Source organism: Streptomyces coeruleorubidus (assembly GCF_008705135.1).
Classification (GTDB): Bacteria; Actinomycetota; Actinomycetes; order Streptomycetales; family Streptomycetaceae; genus Streptomyces; species Streptomyces coeruleofuscus.
In genome coordinates this window covers 9,038,660-9,060,371 of sequence record NZ_CP023694.1, presented here as the reverse complement: position 1 = coordinate 9,060,371, position 21,712 = coordinate 9,038,660, and the positions used below count along the sequence as shown (strand labels likewise).

The window sequence follows — 21,712 nt, the reverse complement described above, 5'->3', positions numbered from 1 at the left end:
GGTGGCGGCGCTGGGCCCCGCTATGAAGGGGGTGGGCGCCGCCGTGCGGAAGGCGTGTGCGTCGCCATGCGGAGAGGTGAGCGCCACCATGCGGAGTGGGCGCCGCCACGCGGAGGGGTGTGCGCGGGCCGGTTGCTCCGGGAGCGCTGTGAGGCGGCACGGGGACCGTACGAGGCATGCGCCGTGGCCCCGGGCGGGGCGCGGAAGCCGGGAGACGCCGCGGTCCGCGCGGCAGCGGCGGCGGGACGCCGGTCAGCCGCGCGGCAGCCGGTGCGCCGTCAGGGCGAGGCTGATCTCCACCACGTCCAGCGGGCGGGCCAGGGAGCGGCCGATGAGCTGCTCGCAGCGGCGCAGCCGGTTCAGAACGGTGTTGCGGTGGCAGTAGAGCCGTTCGCCGGCACGCTGGGCCGACCCCTCGGACGCGAACCAGACGACCAGGGTGTCCAGCAGTACGTCCCGGTCGGCCGGTTCCAGCCGCAGCAAGGGGCCGAGCACCTGCTCGGTGAGGGACGCCCCGAGCTCCGGGCAGGAGGCGACCAGCGCCTCGGGCAGGTGCTCGGTGAGCCGGACCGTGCCGCCCTCGGGCGGGCAGATGCTCAGGGCCAGGTCGGCCAGGCGCCGGGCGTCGCCGACGGCGGCGAGCCCCGTCACGGCGCTGCCGACGCCGATCCGGTACCCGGCCGCAGCATCGGCGGGCAGGGCCAGCGCTGCCACGGCGTCTCGGTCGTCCTCGTCGCCGACCAGGACGATGCCGTAGTCCACTTCCGCTCCTGAGTGCCAGTACGCGCTCGTGCCGGGTAGGACGGCGGTGGCCAGGACGCCTGCGGATTCCTCCGGCCGGCTGCCGGCGACCGCGACGACGATGTACCGGCCGTGTTTCGGCAGGCCGAGCCCCTCGGCGGTCTCCGGCAGGTCGGCGATCCGGCTCGTGCCGTCCAGGAGGGCCGCCGCGAGCAGCCGCACCCGGTTCTCGCGCCGCCACGCCAGCTGCCGCTCGGCCTGCCGGTAGGCGTCCGCGACGAGGGTGCAGTGCTCGTCGACGAAGTTCCACACGTCGGTGGCCACGTGGACCAGGAGCCGGACGTCCTCGGGCTCCGAGCGGGAGGTCTCCTCGACCAGCCGCTGCCACACCAGGGACCCGCCCAGCCGGAACGCGTGCAGCAGGGCATCCAGCGGCAGGCCCTGCTCGGCCCGGGCGACGCCGATCCGCCAGGTGCAGCGGTGGGCGGCCTCGCGGGTGCCGCGCGGGTCGAGCAGCGAGGTCACGCTGTGCCGCAACGAGCGGTACACCTCCTGCCAGGTGCCCGCGTGGTCGTTCTCCAGCACGCTCCGGTACGCCGGCTCCTGCTCGCGCAGCACCGCCAGGAGCCGGTCGGTCAGCTCCGGCAGGTCGTCGAGCAGGACGCGGGCCGCCCGGTGCAGGACGCGCAGCGCGTCGGCGTCGATCAGCGACCGGATGCGTCGTGTCCGCGGCTGCGGAACGGGCATCGGCCCGGTGCGGAACGTCGCGCGTGTGCGTGCGGCAGGATGCATCGCGGTCCTTCCCCAACTCGGCTTCCCGGTTGTGCTCCGACGCCGAGTGGCCTCGGTGGCGTCCGGCGGGTGCGCTGCCTGTGCGGCCCTCGCCACCCGAATCGTCCTGCATCGAAGAATGACATACCGTCCGGTCGGTCCCCAGAGTCGTGCGGCGGTCTTTTCCGTGCGGACCGCCGGGAACGCCTCGGGGCAGACCGCCGGGGCTCCCTCCGGCGGACCGCCAAGATCCCCGCTTGGCGGACCGCAGGGAACGTCTCCGGGCGGACCGCCGACCCCCTGCCGGACAGACCACTGAGGTCCCTTCGCGGGCAGACCGCCGGCCCCCTCCGGGCAGGCCACCGGAAACGCTTCCAGACCGCCGAGGTCCCGCCGAGCGGGCCGCCGGGATTCCCCCAGGGCGGACCGCCGGGACCCCCTCAGCACAGGCCTCTGGGCCCCTCCGGGCGGACCCCACCAGGGCCCCGCCAGGCAGACCACTGAGGTCCCCCAGGCAGACCACCGGGATTCCCCGGGCGGGCCGCCAGGACCTCCTCAGCGCGGACCCGCAAGACCCCCGCCCGGCAGACCACCCAGGTCCCCTCCGCGCAGACCACGGGCCCTCTCCGGGCAGGCCACCGGAAACGCCCGCAGGCAGATCGCCGAGGTCCCCGCCGAGTAGACCACCGCATACGCAGCCAGGCGCATCGCCGAGATTCCCGCCGGGCGGGCCACTGGGAATCCCCCGGGCGGGCAGCCGGGCCTTGTCTGCGCGGGCGCTGGGGTCTCCCTCCTGGGGAGGCCTCAGCGGCTCTCCTGGTCGACCATGCGGGCCAGTTCCATGCGGGAGCGTACGCCGAGGGCGGCGAAGACATTGCGCAGGTGGTAGTCGACCGTGCGGGTGCTGACGGCCAGCCGCTGGGCCACCTCCCGGTTGGTGGCTCCCTCGGCCACGTAGCGTGCGATACGCAGCTGCTGGGGCGTCAGCCGCGACAGCCCTCCCGCCGCCTCCGTCACGGACGCGGCTCCGTTGGCGCGCAGCTCGCCCCGCGTCTGGTCGGCCCAGGCGCCGGCGCCGCAGCGCTCGAAGCCGACCAGGGCGGCTCCGAGCCGGCTCCGGGCCTCCCGCAAGCGGCGGCGGCGCCGCAGCCACCGGCCGTGGAGGAGCTCGGTGCGGGCACGTTCGAAGTCGCCGCCCCTCTCGTCGTGCAGGGCCAGCGCCCGCAGGTAGAGGTCGTCGGCGCGGTCATCGGGGGCGAGCAGGGCGCGGCAGCGGGCGAGCTGGGCCGGCGCGTGCGGGTCGACGCCGAAGGCCGCCCACCGGGCGAGATCGGCGAGGACCGTACTCGCGTCCTGGGGGTGTCCGGCCAGCACCGCGGCCTCCACGTAGCAGGGCAGGGCCAGCATCCACACGGCGAAGTGGCCGCGCCGGGGCCCGGGCCCGACGAGCGGGCCGAGTCGGTCGTAGGCGTCCAGGGGACGGCCGCGGGCCAGGTCGGCTCGGGCGGTGGCCCACTCCGCGAGGGTCGCCGTCTGGGCCAGGCCGTGACGGCGGGCGGTGGTAAGGGCCACCGAGGCATGGCGCGCGACCGTGGCCGTGTCCCCCTCGATGGAGGCCGCCAGGGCGAGCATGGCGTGGTGGCTGGCGGCCGTGTTGCGGTACCCGGCCGCAAGCGCGGCCCGGACACCCTCCTCCGCATGGGTGCGTGCCTGCGCGTGGCAGCCGGCGCGCAGTTCGCCGTAGGCCAGGTATTCGAGGGCCCGGGCCTCGGCCGCGGGGCAGTCCGCGTCGCGGGCGGCCGCGAGGGCGCGGGCCCCGGCGGCGCGGGCCGCGCGGACGTCCCCGAGCAGCAGGGCAGCCGCCGCGGCGCGCAGCAGGCGGTCCGTCCGGCCGTCGGTGCGCGCCTGGTCCAGCACGCGCCGCAGCGGTCCGGCGGCGCGGTCGGGGGTCCGGGCGAGCAGGGCTCGCATGCCGTCGCGGTAGTCCCGCACGAATGCGTCGCGTGCCCACCCCGGCCCCGGCCCGCCGGACGACTCGGGCGGGCCGCTCTCAGCCGGAGGAACAGTGACGTCCGTGGGGTCGGGCGAGGCCGGTCGGTCGGCGTCTAGTCCGGTCGTCGGGGCACCGTCCTGGTCGGCGGCGACCTTGTCGGTGGCGACCTTGTCGGTGGCGACCTTGTCGGTGGCGGCGGCGGTGACCAGTCCCGCATAACCGCCTGCGCGCCCTGCCGTGTCCGTGCCGTCGAGAGTAGTCAGACAGAGCGTGACGTCACCCGTCGCCCAGGCGGCGTCCGCGGCGGCGAGGCGTGCGGCCTCGGCCCTGTCCGGGGCGTCGGCGGCCAGCAGGGACGCGGCCAGCAGCAGGGACGCGCGGGCGTCGCCCACCGGCCCGTCGAACAGCTGCCGCCTCCCGCGCGCGAGTGCGGCACGGCCGCGGTCCGCGGCGGCCGGCCCGGCGCTGTCTCCTCCGTTCCGGCCCCCGATGGGGAGAGCCGTCCGCACACGGCTTCCGTCTCCGTTCATTCCCGGGAGGTTACTTGCGCGTAGTGAAGACCGGAAGGCTGACGTCCGCGCATCCTCGCGCGCACATCCGCGGGTTCACCTGCACGTTGACCGGGCACGGCCGGTGGACGGATTGTGCCGGCGCCCAACGGCCGGTCGTCTCGGCCGTGCCCCGGCACGACACCGACACCGGCGGCGGACGCGTCGCACGCGCCCGCCGCCGGTCCCCTCGTTGCCGCGGCCGCGCAACCCGGGGCGCGGGTGTCAGGACCCGTGCGGGCAGTTGCCGCGGTACTCCTCGATGGTCAGGCTCGGCCGGGGCAGCGGGCACAGGAACTGCTCGTAGCGGGTGTCGTTGTCGATGAACCGCTTGAGCCAGGAAATGCTGTACTTCGCGATCGTCGTGTTCGACGAGTTGGGCGTGAAGTGCGTCGCCGAGTTCAGCTCCAGATAGCCCCGGTCGAGCGAGGAGGACAGGCTCGAGTAGAAGGGTTCGGCGTGGGACGAGACGGGAGCGATGGAGTCTCCGTCGGCTCCGAAGATCAGGGTCGGTGTGGTGAGCTCGGGCCAGGTCTTGTCGAGGTTCCACGGGGTCAGCGGGATCGCCGCCTGGAGGCCGGGACGCGACTTGGCGGCCTCCAGGCTGCCGCCGCCGCCCATCGAGTGGCCCATCACGCCGAGGCGGGAGGCGTCGACGCGGCCGCGCACCGAGCTGCGCTCGGTGAGGTGGTCCAGGGCGGCCAGGAGCTGACGTCCGCGGGAGTCGGGCTGGTCGGCCGTGGTGAGCGTGTCGATGGTGAACACCACGAAGCCCTGCGAAGCCAGACGCGGTCCCAGCCAGGCGATCGACGACTCGTAGGCGGTGTAGCCGGGCGAGATGGCCACCGCGCCGAACGTGCCGTCGCTGGTGCTCGTCGGGTAGTAGATGGTGCCGCCGCCGAATCCCGTGACGGACAGCGAGGAGACGGACGTCTGCGACACGGCGTACGGGCCGCGCGGCGCCTCGATGCTGGACGTGGTGGGGGCGGGGCCGCGCTCGTAGGGGTTGTCTGCGGCGTGGGCTCCCGGGCCGGCCAGGGGCCCCAGGCCGGCGAGGACGGCGAGCGCCGCGGCGGTGCCGGCCAGTCGCCCGGTCCGGTGCCGGAGGGAGCCGGAGGGATGGGTGGGTGAGTCGGTGTGGGGGTGGAGTCGCACGACGAGTCGTCCTCTCTGTCATGGCGGCGACTCGTGTCACGGGCACGCGGGACCTGGGGAGTCCGCAACGTGCCCGCGGAGGGCACCGCCATCGGGCTGGCCGTGCCACTGTCGAGGACCGGCACCCGCGCGCGGACCGGCAATGTCACCGGTCACCTCGGGCTGCGGGACGTCGCTCCGCTGCCCGGCGTGATCGCGAGGGATCCGGAAACGCGCTGACTCAAGGCCACATCGGTGTGCAGCATATGGTGGTCCGAGTACGCGCTGGGTCGCACGCGGTGCCTGAGCGGGGCCATGCCTCGCAGGAAGACGTAGTCGAACTTGAGGTGCCAGTCGGTGGTCACCTCACAGGTGCCGGCGGGCGAGGGACGACACTGAGGGTCCGCATCCGTGGCCAGTGCCCACATCCGGGCGAGCTCGGGAGCATCCGGTACGGCGTTGAAATCGCCGAGCACGATCGCGCGGTCGTGCCGGGCGACCTCGGTTGCCAGTACCGCCGTCTGGTCTGCCCGGACTTCTTCCTGACGTCGTTGGGCGAGGTGTGTGTTGAAGACGCGGACCCGCTGGCCGCCCACCGTGGTCGTGACTGCCATGTACCCACGGTCCTCGGATCCGCCGTCGGGGTATTCCACGTGGACGCGGTCCGTCATCGGTGCCGCCGAGAGAACCGCCTGGCCGAAGGACCCCGGACTCCACGGCAGTCCCCCGCAGCGGCCCCAGTTCTGAAGAACCATCCCGTACTCGACGTGGTAGACCAGCCCGTGAAGGCTCTCCAGATAGTCCCGGATCCTCTCGACGTCACGCACGCACGCTTCCTGAAGACCGATGACCTGCGGCGCGTACGCGGCGATCTCCGCCGCCCGGTCGACGTTGCTCACCTCGCAGGGATTGCAGATGTTCCACGTCATGACCCGGTTCGGCACGGCATCCCTGACGGCAGCGATGGGCAGTGACCTGCCGAAGACGGGACCGCCTGGTGCGCTGGGGCCGAGGAGCATCATGCAGACCACGGTCATGGCGCCCGCGAACAACCGCGTGGCCCTTCCGAACACCATCGCCTCCCCAGTGTCCCTGCACATGGCATCTGACGTCCCCCAGGCACGAGGTTATGGGACGGGAGGGACAGCAGTACATGCTTCACCCACTTCAGGCCGCAGGCACGAACTCATATCCGCTTACTGCCGCGTTGGCACGCTGACACCAACACATCGAGGACCACGACGGGCGCCTGACACAACTCGGTGCGAACAACCGGCTCCGCATGTCCGTACTATCTCTACACGAAGGCACCCTGCGGCACGCGCGATGTCCTGCCAGGCCGGCCGAGACCTCGCCCCCCGGAGAAGCTTCGCCCGCCGCACGGCCACACGCCGAGGAAAGGTCAGCACCATGCCCGAGACAACAACTCCCGCCACCGAACTGGCATCGCAGTACATCGCCCAGGTGACCGGCGACCTGGAGACCAACCTCAAGGAGCAGGAACGGATCAGTGCGGAGATCGCCTCACTGCAGGAGCAGCTCGCCGCCCTGCAGCGTGACCACTCCGTGCTGGTGAACATGCGGCAGGCACTCGGCGTCGAAGCGGCCCCGGCCGAGCCCGCTGCCGACAAGCAGAGCGCCACAGTGCCCTCGCCACGGCGGAGGAAGGCCGGCGCCACGCCCGACGGGAAGCAGAAGGCACGCAAGGCCACCACCACCCGTCCGCGGAAGAAGGCAGCCGGAAAGACCGAAGCCAAGGCCGCGGGTGCCACGAAGGCAGCCGGAAAGACCGAAGGCAAGACCGCGGGTGCCACGAAGGCGGCCCAGCCCACCCTGGTCGAGCTCATTCGCCACCACCTCGCCGCGCAGAAGGAACCGCGCTCCGCTGCTGAGGTCTCCGCGGCGCTCAGCCAGGCTCACTCCGATCGCGACATCGCGGCCAAGGTCGTGCGCGTCACGCTCGAGGCACTGGTCGCCAAGGGCCAGGCCGAGCGCACCAAGCAGGGTCGGTCCGTCTTCTACACCGCCTCCGCGTCGGAGCCGACGGCCGCGTCCGACGCCGAGGCACAGCCGGAGAACGCCGGCAACTGACGGCGCGTCATCAGTGTGGAGGCACACTGAATGACATCGCGGCGATGCCGGGAAGTCAGTGCGGCCGGCGACCCAGTCAGTCAGATGTGGTCTGCTTGCCGACGCAGGACCCGGTGGACGACCGTCGGCGCCCCAGGGTGCCGACGGCGTCGCACGACTCGCTCTCGCTCGCTGCCTGGCCGGTCGCTCGCCCTCCGCGGAGGCGCCGGGATCAGCTCCCGCGGGTGAAGAGCTTGTCCTCGGTGGAGCCGGTGGTGCACAGCTTCTTTTCCTCGCTGGTCATCTTGCGGGACTTGACCACGACCGCGCTGTGCTTGCCGTCCGTGCCGCTCGGGGCCGGGCCGGTGACCACATCGGGGACGAACCAGTAGTAGTGGCCCCACTTGGGGTCGTCGTAGTGGGTCTGCCACGTGCCGGTTATCCGCTGCATCACCTGGGCGCGGGAGATCCAGCCGACTTCTCCGGGCCGCACGTTCACGGTGAAGGAACTCGTCTCCGTGTGCGTGCTCTGCCACGTGTAGTTGTACGTCGCGGTCACACTGGCCGTGATGATCCCTTCGATGCCTCCGCCCGCCGTGACCGAGCCGCCCACCGAGTGGGAGGAGCCCACGGTGTCGGCCCAGGACATCGACTGGGAGGCGGGCGAGTCGGTGCAGTTGTAGAGCAGTTCGGAGACCTGGCGGGGCTCGCCGAGGTACGCCCGGCCGATGCCTGGGGAGTTGAATGTGCACTTGCCTTCCCCGGACGCGCAGTCGGCCATGATCTGCTGCGCGGTGGGCTGTTCCTCGGCCGCTGCGGGGACGGCCGTCGCGATCACTCCGAGCGCGGTCACCGTCAACGCCAGCGTGCGGCTGCCGTAACGCAGTGTGCGGTTGTTCGTCATGGTTGGTGCCTCTCACCCTTGCATGGGGGGACAGTGACCACACCCTCCCTGTTACAGGAGGGTGTTCAGTCACCGCCTGGTGCCCATGAGGCTCACGTAAACCGCAGTCCATCTACACCAAGGAAAAGCAAAGTTGTAATTGATTTCCACAAATGATGAAGAGTCAACAGAGCGGTCAGAGCCTGGAGTTGGGGAGCGGGGCGCGGGTCAGTTGAGGGGGTCGAGGGTGAGGTAGGCCTGGCGCGGGTTGCCGTCGTGCACGAGGGACTCGTGGTGGCCCACGTCGTCGAAGGCGAAGGCGTACGCCTTGCCGTCGGCCATCTGGGCGTGGATCTTGCGGGCGTAGTGGTTGGTGACGTTGTCCTTGTAGAAGGCGTCGGCGCTCGAGTCGGGCTGGTTGGGGTTGGTGAGCAGGGTGGAGCGGTTGAAGCCGGCGCACAGGGTGCGTGAGATCGGGCCGCGGACCTGGTCGTTCGGCGCGTCGAGCTTTCTGTGGCAGCCGAAGACCGAGGAGGCGTCCGGCTTTTCGAAGCTGGTGACGGTGGTACCGGCGCCGTCGGTGAAGCGCATGACGTTTCCGGAGACGCGGCCGTAGTACCTCGTGCCCGGCCGGTCGGCGAACGGGGTGACCGTCAGGGTCGAGGTGGAGTACTTCTGCCAGACGCGGTTGACGTAGTCGTCCATGACGGTGGCCGGCAGTGCGCCGGTCTCCAGGCCGTACAGCGGGGACAAAGCGCGCAGTACGGTGCCGTCGGGCCGGGTCTGGATCAGGTTGGCCCAGCCTCCGGGCTGTCCCCTGAGGGCGTTGAAGAAGCCCTGGTAGCCGCCGGGCTTGAGGCGGCCGGTGGACGCGGTGGTTCCGTCGGCTCGCTGCACTCCCACCGCGTACGGTGCGGAGAACATGTCGACCTGTGTGCTGTTGATCCACAGGCCCGCGTCGTTGAGGGTGTACTCCGACCAGTTGAACAGGATGTTCCTGTTGGGGTCGGCCGGGTTCTGCACGGCGGGCTGGACCAGGCCGCCGGTGGTGAGTCTGAACACCAGTTTCTGGCCGTAGGAGAAGTACACGCGGCCGGAGAATTTCGGCATGCGGATCGTTGTCGACTGGCCCGCTGCCGGGCCGGGGATCGACGCGTCGGGTGCGGGAGTCGGCGGGTTGCCGCCTGCCGGCCAGGGGTGGAACGTGCCGTTCGCGTCGGCCCAGCCCTGCCGTCCGGTCGACAGTTCGGTGCCGAGGTTGTAGATGTACACCTGCTCACCGCGGGCCGAGTTGTTCGTGATCTTCAGGGGGATCGTCGCCGGGACGGCGGCGTGGGCCGGTGTACTCGCTCCGGTCGCGAGAAGTGAGCCGGTCAGGGCCGTCGTCAAGGACAGCCCGACAGCCGTGAGGCTGCGTCTGAGAGTGCGTAACATGCTCTGTCTCCGTTCGACAGGTGGCCGATCCGGGAAGGGGTGAGAGCGCTCTCAAGAGCGTGGCGCGTTGGTCCGGACCTGTCAATGAGCCGGGACAGATGCGCAGTTGTGCGTCCCATGGTCCGGCGTGGCCGTCCGTGACGCCGACCGCCTGGGGGCGGCGTCACGGACAGGGGGTCAGTGCCCGAGTGCCCGGTCGGTCTCCTCGCGGAGGAGGTCGACGTAGTCGCGGGTCCAGGCCTCGATCGTGGTGCGGTCCCACAGGTCGGCCGAGTACTCGACGAAGCCCTTCAGTTCGTCGCCGGCCGGGACGAGGCCGAAGGTGAGCAGCGTGCGGGACGCGGCGGGGGCCAGGTCCTCCACCGCCGTGGTCAGGCCGGGCAGTTCCACCTCGGCGTCCAGGGAGCTCTGGTACGCGAAGCCGACGTCCAGCCGGTCCGGTACGTCGACGCCCGTGCGCTCCTGCAACGCGGGGGCGATCCGGCGCACCGGCATGGCCTGGTCCATGCACTCCACCGCCGTACGGGCGACGCGGTCCGTCAGGGCGGCGAAGGCACCGGCCGCGCCGCCCCGCACCGGCAGCGCGAAGCCGGAGATCGTGCAGGCCAGCAGGGATTCGAACGCGCGGCGCTCACGGTTGGCGTAGGAGATGTTGAACACCACGTCGGACTGCCCGGACTTCTGCGCGAGCAGCCGGCCCAGGGCTGCCGCGGTGACCACGAACGGCGTCGTGCCCCGCTGTCGCGCGAGGCGTTCGACGGCAGAGCGCACCTCGGCGGGGACCGTGAACATCACGGCGCCGCCCCGGCCGCTCGGCTCCTCGGGCCGGGGCCGGTCCAGGGGCAGGCCGACCGTGAACGGCACGCCGTCGAGCTCGCGCAGCCAGAAGTCCAGCTTGCGTTCGTCGGTGGCCCCGTCGGCCTGTTCCCGCTGCCAACGGGCGTACTGGGCGGGCTGGCACTGCACGGGCGGCAGGGTGTGGGGCTCTCCCCGGAGGGCGGAGCCGTAGAGCGCGGCCAGTTCCTTCAGCAGCAGGCTGACGGACCATCCGTCGCACGCGGAGTGGTGCAGGACGAGGAGCAGCACCCAGGTGTGCTCGCCGGTGCGCAGCAGGCGCAGGGACATCGGCGTGCCGCGGGTGGGGTCGACGGGTGTTTCGGCGGCCCGGGTGCTCGCCTGGTCCAGGGCCCGTTGCCGCTCGTGCTCGGGGCGTGCGGCGAGGTCCTCGATCGGCAGCTGGACCGGGCCGGGCCGCAGTACCTGTTGTTCCCAGCCGTTCCCGCTGGCGGACAGGCGGGTCCGCAGTCCCTCGTGCCGTTCGACGAGCTGGGTGAGCGCGGCGCGCAGGGCCGCGACGTCCAGGTCTCCGGAGAGGGTGATCCGCAGGGCGACGTTGAAGACCTGCGGGAGGGGGTGTTCGGCGTGCACCGTGGCGAAGCGGGTCTGCTGGGCGGTGGCGGGTGCGCTGTGCTCCACCGTGCCGGGGGCGTCTGCGGTCTCGGCGGCAGGGCCCGGGGTCATCTCCGTGAGCGTTCCGGCCAGGTGGGTCGTCATGGCCCGCAGGGTCGGCTCACGGTAGAAGCTCAGCATCGGGTACTCGGTGCCGAACTCCTCCCGGACCTGGTTGACCAGCCGCATCGCGGTGATCGAGTGGCCGCCCAGGTCGAAGAAGGAGGTGTCGGCCGTGACGGTGTCGGCGTCGATGCCGAACTCGGCTGCCCACAGGCGTCGTAGGCGCCGTTCGATGTCCGTGCGCCGGCCGGACGCCGGGTCCCCGCCGGTGCCGCTCCGCCCGCGGCCCGGTGCCGTGGTGACGAGGTCGGGCACCGGCAGCGCGGTGCGGTCCAGCTTGCCGTTGCCCGTCAGGGGCAGGGCGACCGGGATCCGCCAGGCGCGCGGCACCAGGTACTCCGGGAGCCGGACGGCCAGTTCCTCGGCCAAGAGGTCGGCGAACGCCTGCCGGTCGTCGGCCGAGGCGCCGACCGGGTCGGCGGGGACGGCGTAGGCCGCCAGATACGCCTCTCCCCGGTCGTTGCGGCGGGCCAGCACGGCCGCCTCGCGCACGCCGTCCAGGGCGTTGAGCACGCGGGAGACCTCCTCCGGCTCGACCCGGAAGCCACGGATCTTGACCTGGTCGTCGGCCCGGCCGCGGAACTCCAGCTTTCCGTCGCCCCTCCAGCGGACCAGGTCGCCGGTGCGGTACCTGCGGGCGTCCGGGCCGCCGTCGGGGTCCGGCAGGAAACGCTCCTCGGTGAGTTCGGGGCGGTGCAGATAGCCGCGTGCGACGCCGGGGCCGCCGACGTACAACTCCCCCGTCGTACCCACCGGCACCGGGCTGCCGGCGGCGTCGAGCACGCTCAGTGTCACGTTGTCGACGGGGCGCCCCAGCGCGATGGGACGGGCGGGGTCCTGCTCCCGCGGGGACACGGTCTCGGTGGTGCACAGGACGGTGACCTCGGTCGGCCCGTACACGTTCACCGTCTCGTACGGCGCCTCGGGCCGCGGGCGGGTGCGCAGGACGTCGCCGCCGAGCAGCAGGTGACGCAGGGGCGGCTGGTCGGTCGGGGGCAGGCGGAGTACTTGTTCGCCCAGGGCGGTGGGGAGGATGGAGAAGGTGACGCCCTGCTCGGCGTACCACCGGGCCAGGGCGAGCGGATCCCTGCGCGGTTCCTCGCCGGCGATCGTGACCGACGCTCCGGCGGTCAGCGCCGGCCAGATCTCCAGCAGCGAGGCGTCGAAGCTCTGGCTGCACACCACGGCACTGCGGTCGGCCGGGGTGAAGGCGAAGCGCCGGTGCTGCCACTCGCACAGGTCGACCACGCCGCGGTGCGTCAGCACGACGCCCTTGGGGGCGCCGGTGCTGCCGGAGGTGTACAGGACGCAGCACGCGGACCGGGTGTCGGAGGCGGGCATGGTGGCAGGCGGGGCGGTGCGGCCGGGCGCGTCGGGTGGCACGACGGCCACGTGCCCGGGCAGGTTCAGCGCGGCGGCCGCCTCCTGCGTGGACACCACGGTCCGGGCCCCGCACTCGGCGATGACCTGCTCGGCGCGTGCCCGCCCCAGGGACGGGTCGAGCGGCACATAGGCGCGGCCGGCCTTGAGCGCGGCGAGCATGGCGACGACGAGGTCGGCGGAGCGTGGCAGCCACAGCGCCACCACGTCGGCGTCGCCGTCGGCTGGGCTGTGCTGCCCGCGCAGGACCGCCGCCAACTGCTCGCCGCGCTCCTCCAGTTCGCCGTAGGTGAGGCGACTGTCGCCGCTGATCACTGCCGTACTGTCCGGTCGCGCGGCTGCCTGCCGGGCGACGAGAGCGTGGACGGTGGTGTCCGCGGGCGGGCGGGCCGGGCCGCGTTGCCAGGACCGCGGTACGGGCTCACCCGCGGCGGCGGTCTCGACGGCGGCCGGGGCGAGCCGCGACAGGGGTGCCTCGGGAGTGTCGACCGCGGAGGTGAGCAGGTCCCGGAAGGTGGCGAAGAACCCCTCGACGGTGTGCTGGTCGAACAGGTCGGTGTTGTACTCCAGATGGCAGCGGATGCCCTGCGGCTGGTCGGTGAAGTAGACGGTGAGGTCCGTCAGCGCCTTGTCGGGACCCACGTCCAGCGGTGTGGCCTCGATGCCGGGCAGCTCGAAACGGAACGGCTCGGCACGCTGGAACTCGGCGAACGTCTGGAACACCGGCGTCCGGTCGACCGCCCTGGCCGGGGCGAGTTCCCGCACGACCTTCTCGAACGGCACGCGCGCGTGGTCGTACGCGTCGAGGGCGACCGAGCGCACCCGGTCCAGCAGCGCGGTGAACGCGGGGTCGCCGGACAGGTCGAAGCGCAGCGCGAGGGTGTTCACGAAGAACCCGAGCACGTGCTCGGCCCGCTCGGTCCGGTCCGAGAACGGGGTGCCGACGACGATGTCCGTCTGCCCGGTGATCCTGTGCAGCGTCGCCGCGTATCCGGCGAGCAGCGTCATGAACAGGGTGGTGCGGCGGCCCCGGCTCAACTCGCGTACCTTGCGGGAGAGTTCGGGGTCGAGTGTGTGGAAGGCCGCCCGGCCGTTGGAGGTCATCGGCGACGGGCGCGGCCGGTCGGTGGGCAGGGTGAGGACGGGCAGGTCGCCGCCGAGAGTGCGGCGCCAGTGTGCCAGGTCCGCTTCGGCCTCGGGGCTGTTCGCCGACGCCGCCTGTTCCCTCGCGTGCTGGGCACAGCTCCAGGTGAGGGCCGGAAGACTGGGGGTGGTGCCGTCGCGTTCCGCCCGGTAGAGGGCGGACAGGTCGCGGGCGAGGACAGTGGCCGAGGCCGCGTCGACCACGATGTGGTGCAGGGACAGGACGAGGACGTGCTCCGCCTCGGCGAGCCTGACGAGCCGGGTGACGAACAACGGGCCTTCCGCCAGGTCGAAGCGGCGAGCGCTCTCGGCCGCCAGGACGTCCTGGAGCGTGGTCCGGGGGCTGCCGGTGCCGTCCACGACCTCGAAGTCGGGCTCGGCGGATGCCCGTACCTGCTGACGCGGCTCACCGCCGTTCTCCCGGAAAACGGTGCGCAGGCCCTCGTGCCGGGCCACGAGCCCGCGGAGTGCCGCGTGCAGGGCGGGTACGTCGAGGGGGCCGTCGAGACGCACCGCCTTGACCTCGTTGTAGGCGGTACGCCCCGGGAGCAGGCGCTCCAGGAACCAGATCCGCTCCTGGCCGGACGACAAGGGGGCGTCGGTCGGGGCAGGTTCGGCAGTGGACGGCCGGCGGTGGTCGCGGCGCAGTGCGTCCAGGCGGGGCAGGCCCGAGCGCAGCTCGTCGGGTCCGACACCGAAGTCGACGAGTGCCACGATCTCGTCGGCACCCGCCGCGGTCACCGCGTCCACGACCGGGCGGACCGTGTCCACCGTGCCGATCAGGGCGCGCTGGTCGCAGTAGCGGCCGTAGGCCCGGTGGAAGACGGCCTCCAGATCGTCCTCGCTGAGCGCGGCCAGATCGACGCTGTGCCCGAGGCTGTTGGTGACGCCGCTGAACAGGGACAGGGACGCGCGCATGTAGCGGGACAGCGGTTCGTACGCCTCCGTCCTCGCGGTGTCGTGGTCCTCCGCGAGGTAGGTGTGCAGCAGGACGGCCACCCGCCCGGCGTCCGGGTCCAGGCCGTGCCGGGCCCGTGCGCTCCGGTAGCGGGCGATGTTCTCCGTGAGCTGTTCGACGCTCTGGGTCATCAGGTTGGTGACGATGCCCAGGCCGTGACGGGCGGCCAGTTCGTAGGAGGCGGGGTTGCCGACCACCGCGGTGTACATGGGCGGATCGTCCTGCACCGGCCGTGGGAAGAGCCGCAGGTCGGCGGCCTCGCCGTCACCGGTGGTACGGCGTACCGCCTCTCCGCGCCAGAACCTGCGCACCTCCTCGAGCTGTTCGAACATCAGCTCCTTGTGCCGGCCGAAACGGTCCGGGAAGAAGGCGAAGTCCTTGGAGCTCCAGCCGCTGGCGACACCGATACCGACGCGCCCGCCGGAGAGGTTGTCGACCATCGACCACTCCTCCGCGACCCGGATCGGGTCGTGGAGGGGCAGGACGACGGACCCGGCGTTGAGACGGATGCGCTCGGTCTCACGGGACAGCGCGGCCGCGAGCACCGCCGGGTTGGGGAACAGGCCGCCGAAGGAGTGGAAGTGGCGCTCGGGCATCCACAGCGCGTGGAAACCGTGCCGGTCGGCGAACCGGGCGACCTCCATCAGGAGCTCGTACTGGCCGTGTCGGGGCACCGAGGCGTCCTGCGGGTAGTCGCCGAAGAAGTAGACGCTGAAGTCGGCGGTACGCGGGGCGGTTTCGGCCGCACGTGGGGCGGCCTCGGCCACGCGTGCCGTGCGGGGTCCGGTGACCGCCGCGGTGTTCCAGGCCATGGACGCGACGGGAGCGGCGGATGTCTGCGCCGGCGCGGTGGTGGGTGCGGGAGCCGGTGCCGGGTCCGGAGAGGAAGCCGGTGCCGGAGCCGGAGGCGTGGCCTTCAGCACCACGGGCCGCCCGCCCGGGAAGAACCCCGCCGACCTCAGCTCGCGCAGCGAGTCCCGTACCGCGTCGGCCACGAACTCGATGTCACCGTCCGAGTGGGCCGTGGACAGGAAGAAGTTGCGCCACTCCCAGACGTGCACGCCCCGCAGCATCAGGTGGTGGTAGAGGAGCTCCATGTCGGCCCGGTGCTCGAAGCGGAACTGGGAGCCGAAGTGGGTCATCCGCAGCGGGTACTCCTCCGCCTCGAAGAAGCCGTTGAGCGTCGCAGCCAGTTCCGCGGTACGCGTGTTCAGGCGCTCCTGGAGGTGCGGACTGTGCTCCTTGAGGTGCGTGAGGACGGCGCGGGCGGCGACCATCGACACCGGGTGCTGGATGTACGTACCGCCGAAGAACGTCGTGTCGGCGGGCGGGTAACTGTCGTCGCCGTACGACCAGTAGCCGCCGTCGACACCGTCCATGATGTCGGCGCGGCCCGCGATGGCACCGATGGGAAAGCCGCCGCCGAGGAGCTTGCCGTAGGTGGCGAGGTCCGGGGTCACGCCGTACAGCTCCTGCGCGCCGCGCGGGGCGGGGCGGAAACCGGTCAGCATCTCGTCGAAGAGCAGCACGATGCCGTGGCGGCGGGTCAGCTCCCGCAACTTGCGCACGAACTCGGCCGGTCGGAGCGAGGGGTGCCTGCTCTGCACCGGCTCCACGACGACCGCTGCGATGTCGTCGGCGTGCCGGGTGATGGCCTCCAGGGCGGCGTCGCTGCCGTAGTCGAGGACCAGCAGATCCGAGACGGAGGCCTGCGGGATGCCCCGGGAGACGGGCACGGTGATCTGGTCGGCGCCGCTGCCCGAGGCGCGGCCGAGGACGTTGTCGGCGTGGCCGTGGTACGCGCCCAGGAACGTGACGATCTTGTCGCGGCCGGTGGCGGCGCGGGCCAGGCGGATGGCCGCCGAGTTCGCCTCCGTGCCGGAGTTGGCGAAGGCCACGCGCTCCAGTCCGGTGAGTTCGGCGAGGAGTTCGGCCGCCTCGCCGGTCTCGATGGTGCGGGGGCCGAGCTGGATCCCGCGGGACAGGTGCTCGCCCACGGCCTCGGTGACGAAGTCCGGCTCGTGGCCGAAGAGGAGGACGCCGAAGCCCATGGTGATGTCGACGTACTCGTTGCCGTCGACGTCCTCCAGCCGCGCCCCGCTCGCCCGGCGGCCCGCGATCGGGTACAGCATCTCCTTCGTGCCGCTGCGGAAGCCGACGACGGCACGGCTGTCGGCCAGGACGCGGCGGTAGCGCTGGGCGATCTGCTTGGAGGTGGGCGTCCTGGCGGTGTAGCGGCGGACGAGGTCGTCCAGGTGCTTCTGCTGGGTGTGCGGGGAGGCGTCCCGCACCATGCCGGAGTTCCTCGCGACCGACACCCGGGGGCCGTGGACGCGCGCGGGTTCCGGGGATCGCTGCTCCGGGTCGGGGGTTCCGTCGCCGATCTGCCGGGCGATCCGCTGGGAGAGCTCCTCCATCGCGGCCAGGTCACGGTCCAGTGCGGCGGATATGCCGTTCAGCCCGCTCACTTGGCCACCCTGCCGTTGAGCCGATCCGTCACCGAGGCCGTCTGGAGCGCGAGCAGTTGGGAGAGCTGGGACATCATCTGGAGCTGTATCCGGGACATCTGCTGGATCTTGTCGGCCAGGTCCTCCAGCTCCTCACGGGTCGCGTATGCCGGAGCCGGGGCACCGGCGGCCGGGGCGGGAGCGGGAGGCGCGGCGGGAGCAGGCGCGGGAGGCGGGGCGGGAGCAGGAGGCGCGACGGGAGATGGCGCCGGCGCCGGCGGGGCAACCGCGGGCTCGGGGTCGGCAGCGGCGCGTGGTTGCGGTGCGCCCACCCCGGTGGGGCCCGCCCCCGTGGCGCCCTCCCCCGCGGCACCCACCGCCGCGATGCCCGCGTCCGGCATACGGGCCACGATGAACTCCGCGAGCCGCCGCGGCGTGCCCGTCTCCTCCAGCAGCTGCCGCATGGTCACCTTGACCTGGTGCTCCTGTTCCAGTTCCCGCAGCACACTGATCATCTGCAAGGAGTCGGCGCCGAGGTCGAAGAAGTTCGCGTCACCGACGATCGCCGACGGATCCCCGCCGAGATGCCGGGCGGTCGCCTCGACGATGCTGTGCAGTACTCGTGCGACCGCTGCCTCTTGCTGAACCACTTCGGCTCCCTTGCTCGCTGATGTTCCCGTGCTGAGGGCCGTCGGCGCCGGCCCCGTCCAGTGGTCCTGGTGCTGGAATCGGTATCCGGGCAGCGGGATGCGTCTGCCGCCGCTGCCGGCCAGGAGCGTCTCCCAGGCGACGTCCGCTCCCGCGCAGTGCAGCCCCGCGGCCGCACCCCAGAGGGCGCCGAGCCCGGTGCCGCGCCGCAGGGACGGCAGGGCACGTACGCCGGGCAGAGCCCGGCGCGCCAGACCGCTGAGGGTGGTGTGCGGCCCGATCTCCAGCAGTACCTCGGGCTGCTCGGCGCCGATTCCGCGCAACGCCTCGTCGAAGCGGACGGGCTCGCGCGTGTGCCGGAGAAGGTGGTCCGTGCCGGGGATCCAGCCGGGCGGGCGGGTCACACCGTCCAGGGCGCTGACGAACGGGACCCGAACGGGCCGGAAGTCCACATCGTCGAGGCCTTTCCGGAACTCCTCCAGCATCGGTTCCATCAAGGCGGTGTGGAAGGCGCGGGTCACCGGCAGCCGCTGCCCCGGTGTACCGCGCTCGTCCAGCAGTTCGCACGCCCGGTCGACGGCGGCCAAGGGACCGGCGAGGACCTGGGCACGGTCCCCGTTGGACACGGCCGCCTCCAGTCCGGGAACCTCCGCGGCCAGGGCGAGGGCGCTCGCCCGGTCGAGCGGCGCGGCCACCATCGCGCCGGGCGCGCAGCGCTGCCGCATCAGCCGGCCGCGTTCGGTGGTCAGGCGCAGACCGTCCTCGAGCGACAGAGCCCCGGCCGCGTACAGCGCGGCGTACTCCCCGACACTGTGCCCGGTCACGGCGTACGGTTCGACGCCGCAGTCGCGCCACAGTTGGACGAGGGCGCATTGCAGGGCGAACAGCGCGGGCTGAGCGGTGTCCGTTCCCACGAGTGGCGCCTCCCCCGATCCCTTCCCGCACAGCGCCGGGAGCAGGGAGTCGCCGGTGAGGTCGCGGTAGTGCTGTTCGCAGGTGTCGAGCACTTCGCGCGCGGCGGGGAAACGCGCGTAGAGGGCGGCGGCCATGCCGGGGTAGTGGCTGCCCTGGCCGGTGAACTGGAACGCCACGCGCGGGACGCCCTCAGCAGGGGGCGTCCCCGTGGTCACCGCTGCTCCGGGGGTTCCGGCGAGCCAGGCGTCGAGGGCGTCGGCGAGGGCTGCCGGGGTGGAGCCGCGGGCCGCGAGGCGGTGGCGGCCGTGGGCGCGGCCGAGGGCGGCGGTCGTGACCAGGTCCGGCAGGTGCGGTGCGGGGGGCTGCCGTAACCGGTCGCGGAAGGCCCGGGCGTTGTCCGCGAGGGCCTGCGGGCTGCTTCCGGAGACGAGCAGCACGTCGGGAGGCGCGGCCCAGCCGGTCCTGGGCGCGGGTTCCGGGGCCTGTTCCAGGATCAGATGGACGTTGGTGCCGCCGACGCCGAGTGAGGTGAGGCCCGCGCGGCGGGGTGTGTCGCTCGCGGGCCAGGGCCGGGCGGTCCGGGGGATGTAGAAGGGGCTGCGGTCGAGGTCGATGAGAGGGTTGGGCTCGCTGAAGTTCGCCATCGGCGGGATCACGCCGTGCCGCAGGACCAGCAGGACCTTGACGAGGCCGGCCAGTCCGGAGGCGGCGTCGAGGTGGCCGATGTTGGCCTTGGCCGAGCCGAGGGCGCAGTAGCCGTCGCGGTCGGTGTCCTCGCGGTAGGCACCGGCCGCGCCTTCGAACTCGATCGGGTCGCCCTTGAGCGTGCCGGTGCCGTGCGTCTCCAGGTAGCCGATGGTGTCCGCGCCGACGTCCGCGCGTCGCAGCGCCTGGCGGATGGCGGCGTGCTGGCCCTGGGCGCTCGGCGCGGTGAACGCCGACTTGCCCGCGCCGTCGTTGCTTATGCCCCAGCCGCGGATGACGCCGTGGATCGTGTCACCGTCGGCGACGGCCCGGGCCAGCCGCTTCAGTACGACGGCCAGGACACCGGTGCCTCCCACGGTGCCGTCGGCGCCGGCGTCGAAGGCCCGCAGGCGGCCGGACCTGGACAGGATCGAGCCCTTGACGTGGCGGTAGCCCAGGACCTGCGGCACGTGCACGGCGGTGGCGCCGACGAGGGCGATGTCGCAGTCGCCCATGAGCAGCGACTGGGCGGCCGCCTGCACGCCGACCAGCGAACTGGAGCACCCCGTCTGGAGGTTGACGGCGGGGCCGGTCAGGCCCAGCCGGTAGGCGACGCGGGTGGCGGCGAAGTCGGCGTAGTTGCCGACGGTGATCTGCATGTTCGCCGCCCAGTCGGACGTGGGATGGCTGGGCAGGACGTTGTTCAGCAGGTAGTTCTGGAAGGTGTACAGGTGGTATCCGGTGCTGGCGTAGACGCCGACGCGGGTGCCGCCGCGTTCGTCCGGGTAGCCGGCGTTCTCCAGGGCGTGCTGGGCGCACTCCAGGAACATGCGTTGCTGCGGGTCGGTGACCCGGGCCTCGCGGGGGCTCATCCCGAAGTGCTGGGCGTCGAAGCCGGCGATGTCCTCCAGCAGGCCGGAGGCGCCGACGAAGTCCTCCGCCTCGTACTCCTCGGCGGGGACACCGGCGGCGGCTAGTTCCTCGTCGGTGAAGCGGGTGATGCGGTCGGTGCCGTCGCGGATGATGCGCCAGAAGTCCTCGGGCGTGTCGGCGCCGGGCAGCCGGAAGGCCATGCCGATGACGGCCATCCGCGGGTCCGGGTCGCTGGCGTTCATCAGCCGCGTTCCTCCGTCATGGTCGGTGTGTCGCGCCCGGCGGGTTCTGCCGCGGGCGGGGCGGGTGTCGTCCTGCCCCGGCTGACCAGCCACAGGAGCAGTGCCGCGCACAGGGCGATCGCGAGTCCGTGGAAGGCGGCCACCACCTGGAGCGGCGAGAAGGTCTCCAGGAGCGCGCCGCTGACCAGCATGCCCAGTCCGAAGCCGGTGTTCTCGGCGGAGGCGGTGAGCCCGAAGAGGCGGCCGCGCTGGTCGTCGGGGGCGGTCTGGAGCCTCGACACGTAGACGATCTCGGTGAATCCGTCGGCGGCTCCGGCGACGAGCGCGGCGATGACGGCCGGCACGGTCGGCAGTCCGCTGAAGACCACGATGAACCCGGCGGACATCACACAGGCGCCGAGCGCGAACGCCCGCTCCCCCGGTGTCCGCCCGGTCTTCTTGGTGACCCGGCCGATCACCTGCTGGGCGACGATGTTGCCGATGGCCCAGGTGGCCCAGAACTGGCTGATGAACGTGGCCGGATGGTCGGGGTCGAGGCTGCTGGAGTAGATGGGGAGGGCGACGTTGTGGGAGGACGAGCCCAGCCCGTCGACCGCCCGGATGGCGATCATCGCCATCAGCAGCGGAGCCGTGCCCAGCAGCATCCGGGCCGTCCAGCGCGCGGCGCCGGAGTCCTTCGCGGAGTTGCCGCCCGCGGCGTCGGTGGCCGCCCTGGTGCGGACCGGAAGCAGGGACAGCACGGTCGCGGAGACCAGGAAGGTCCCGGCGTCCAGCGCGAACGCCGCCGAGTAGCCGAGCTCCGCGACCACCACGCCCGAGGAGGCGAACCCGGCGATCATGGCGAGTGAACGCCCAGTCACCAGCAGTCCGTTGGCCCGTACCCGGTGCTCGGCTCCGACGATCTCGGGGATGCTGCTGCGCAGGGCGACCTGGGAGAGCGTCGAGCAGCCGCCCGTGACCACGGCCAGGACGTACAGCAGCCCCGGGCGCGTGCCGTCGGGGGCGAGCAGCAGCGACAGCAGGGCCACGGCCTGGCACAGGTCGGCGCCGACCATCAGGCGCTTGCGGTCGTGGACGGAGACGAGCCGCCCGCTCACCCAGCCGGACACGACACTGGTCGCCAGGCGTACGGCCATGAAGAGGCCGGCGGCCAGCGCGCTGCCGGTGGCGTCGTAGACGAAGACGTTCAGCGCCACCATGTTCAGGTAACTGCCGTACGCCGAGATGCCGTTGCCCAGGACGAGCAGACGGAAGTACCTCATGCACCTTCCCCTGG

Annotated in this window: 9 protein-coding genes and 1 pseudogene; 1 reads left to right on the top strand and 9 read right to left on the bottom strand. The window is 72.4% G+C overall.

All coding sequences use genetic code 11. The features are described 5' to 3' along the window. Positions 1 to 252: 252 nt before the first annotated feature. From CP976_RS41190 to CP976_RS41175, 4 genes and pseudogenes are all read right to left on the bottom strand, one after another. Positions 253 to 1,533: a PucR family transcriptional regulator gene (locus CP976_RS41190; RefSeq protein ID WP_150484939.1), complete on the bottom strand. Its 1,281-nt coding sequence runs from the start codon at positions 1,531 to 1,533 to the stop codon at positions 253 to 255. Positions 1,534 to 2,316: 783 nt separating this feature from the next. Then, positions 2,317 to 3,951 (bottom strand): annotated as a pseudogene (locus CP976_RS41185) (LuxR C-terminal-related transcriptional regulator); the annotation flags it as partial. Positions 3,952 to 4,278: 327 nt separating this feature from the next. Further along, a complete protein-coding gene (bdeA, locus tag CP976_RS41180) occupies positions 4,279 to 5,208 on the bottom strand; it encodes a bis(hydroxyethyl) terephthalate hydrolase (RefSeq protein ID WP_150484937.1) in 930 nt (309 codons plus the stop codon). 152 nt (positions 5,209 to 5,360) lie between these two features. Continuing rightward, on the bottom strand, positions 5,361 to 6,263 hold the full coding sequence (locus CP976_RS41175) for an endonuclease/exonuclease/phosphatase family protein (RefSeq protein ID WP_150484936.1): 903 nt from the start codon (positions 6,261 to 6,263) through the stop codon (positions 5,361 to 5,363). 334 nt (positions 6,264 to 6,597) lie between these two features. Between CP976_RS41175 and CP976_RS41170 the strand changes: the two genes are divergently transcribed. Beyond that, complete coding sequence (locus tag CP976_RS41170) at positions 6,598 to 7,278, top strand: BlaI/MecI/CopY family transcriptional regulator (protein ID WP_150484935.1); 681 nt, start codon at positions 6,598 to 6,600, stop codon at positions 7,276 to 7,278. Between the two features lie 211 nt (positions 7,279 to 7,489). On the opposite strand, the gene CP976_RS41165 is transcribed toward CP976_RS41170, so the two are convergent. From CP976_RS41165 to CP976_RS41145, 5 genes are all read right to left on the bottom strand, one after another. Further along, a complete protein-coding gene (locus CP976_RS41165) occupies positions 7,490 to 8,161 on the bottom strand; it encodes a hypothetical protein (protein ID WP_150484934.1) in 672 nt (223 codons plus the stop codon). Positions 8,162 to 8,368: 207 nt separating this feature from the next. Then, the gene (locus tag CP976_RS41160) at positions 8,369 to 9,574 is read right to left on the bottom strand and encodes a glycoside hydrolase family 64 protein (RefSeq protein WP_150484933.1); all 1,206 of its coding nucleotides are present in this window, start codon (positions 9,572 to 9,574) and stop codon (positions 8,369 to 8,371) included. A 177-nt stretch (positions 9,575 to 9,751) separates the two neighbouring features. Then, on the bottom strand, positions 9,752 to 17,095 hold the full coding sequence (locus tag CP976_RS41155; RefSeq protein ID WP_229875952.1) for a non-ribosomal peptide synthetase: 7,344 nt from the start codon (positions 17,093 to 17,095) through the stop codon (positions 9,752 to 9,754). Beyond that, positions 17,092 to 20,436, bottom strand: a complete 3,345-nt coding sequence (locus CP976_RS41150) for a type I polyketide synthase (RefSeq protein ID WP_150484932.1) — start codon at positions 20,434 to 20,436, stop codon at positions 17,092 to 17,094. The genes CP976_RS41155 and CP976_RS41150 overlap by 4 nt, the downstream gene beginning before the upstream one ends. Then, a complete protein-coding gene (locus tag CP976_RS41145) occupies positions 20,436 to 21,698 on the bottom strand; it encodes an MFS transporter (protein WP_150484931.1) in 1,263 nt (420 codons plus the stop codon). Before CP976_RS41145 ends, CP976_RS41150 begins: the two co-directional genes overlap by 1 nt. Between the last annotated feature and the right edge of the window lie 14 nt (positions 21,699 to 21,712).

Coding starts and splice junctions, on each gene's coding strand:
- CP976_RS41165 (WP_150484934.1), bottom strand. CDS start 8,161: ATGACGAACAACCGCACACTGCGTTACGGCAGCCGCACGCTGGCGTTG.
- CP976_RS41175 (WP_150484936.1), bottom strand. CDS start 6,263: ATGGTGTTCGGAAGGGCCACGCGGTTGTTCGCGGGCGCCATGACCGTG.
- CP976_RS41150 (WP_150484932.1), bottom strand. CDS start 20,436: ATGAACGCCAGCGACCCGGACCCGCGGATGGCCGTCATCGGCATGGCC.
- CP976_RS41160 (WP_150484933.1), bottom strand. CDS start 9,574: ATGTTACGCACTCTCAGACGCAGCCTCACGGCTGTCGGGCTGTCCTTG.
- CP976_RS41190 (WP_150484939.1), bottom strand. CDS start 1,533: ATGCATCCTGCCGCACGCACACGCGCGACGTTCCGCACCGGGCCGATG.
- CP976_RS41145 (WP_150484931.1), bottom strand. CDS start 21,698: ATGAGGTACTTCCGTCTGCTCGTCCTGGGCAACGGCATCTCGGCGTAC.
- CP976_RS41170 (WP_150484935.1), top strand. CDS start 6,598: ATGCCCGAGACAACAACTCCCGCCACCGAACTGGCATCGCAGTACATC.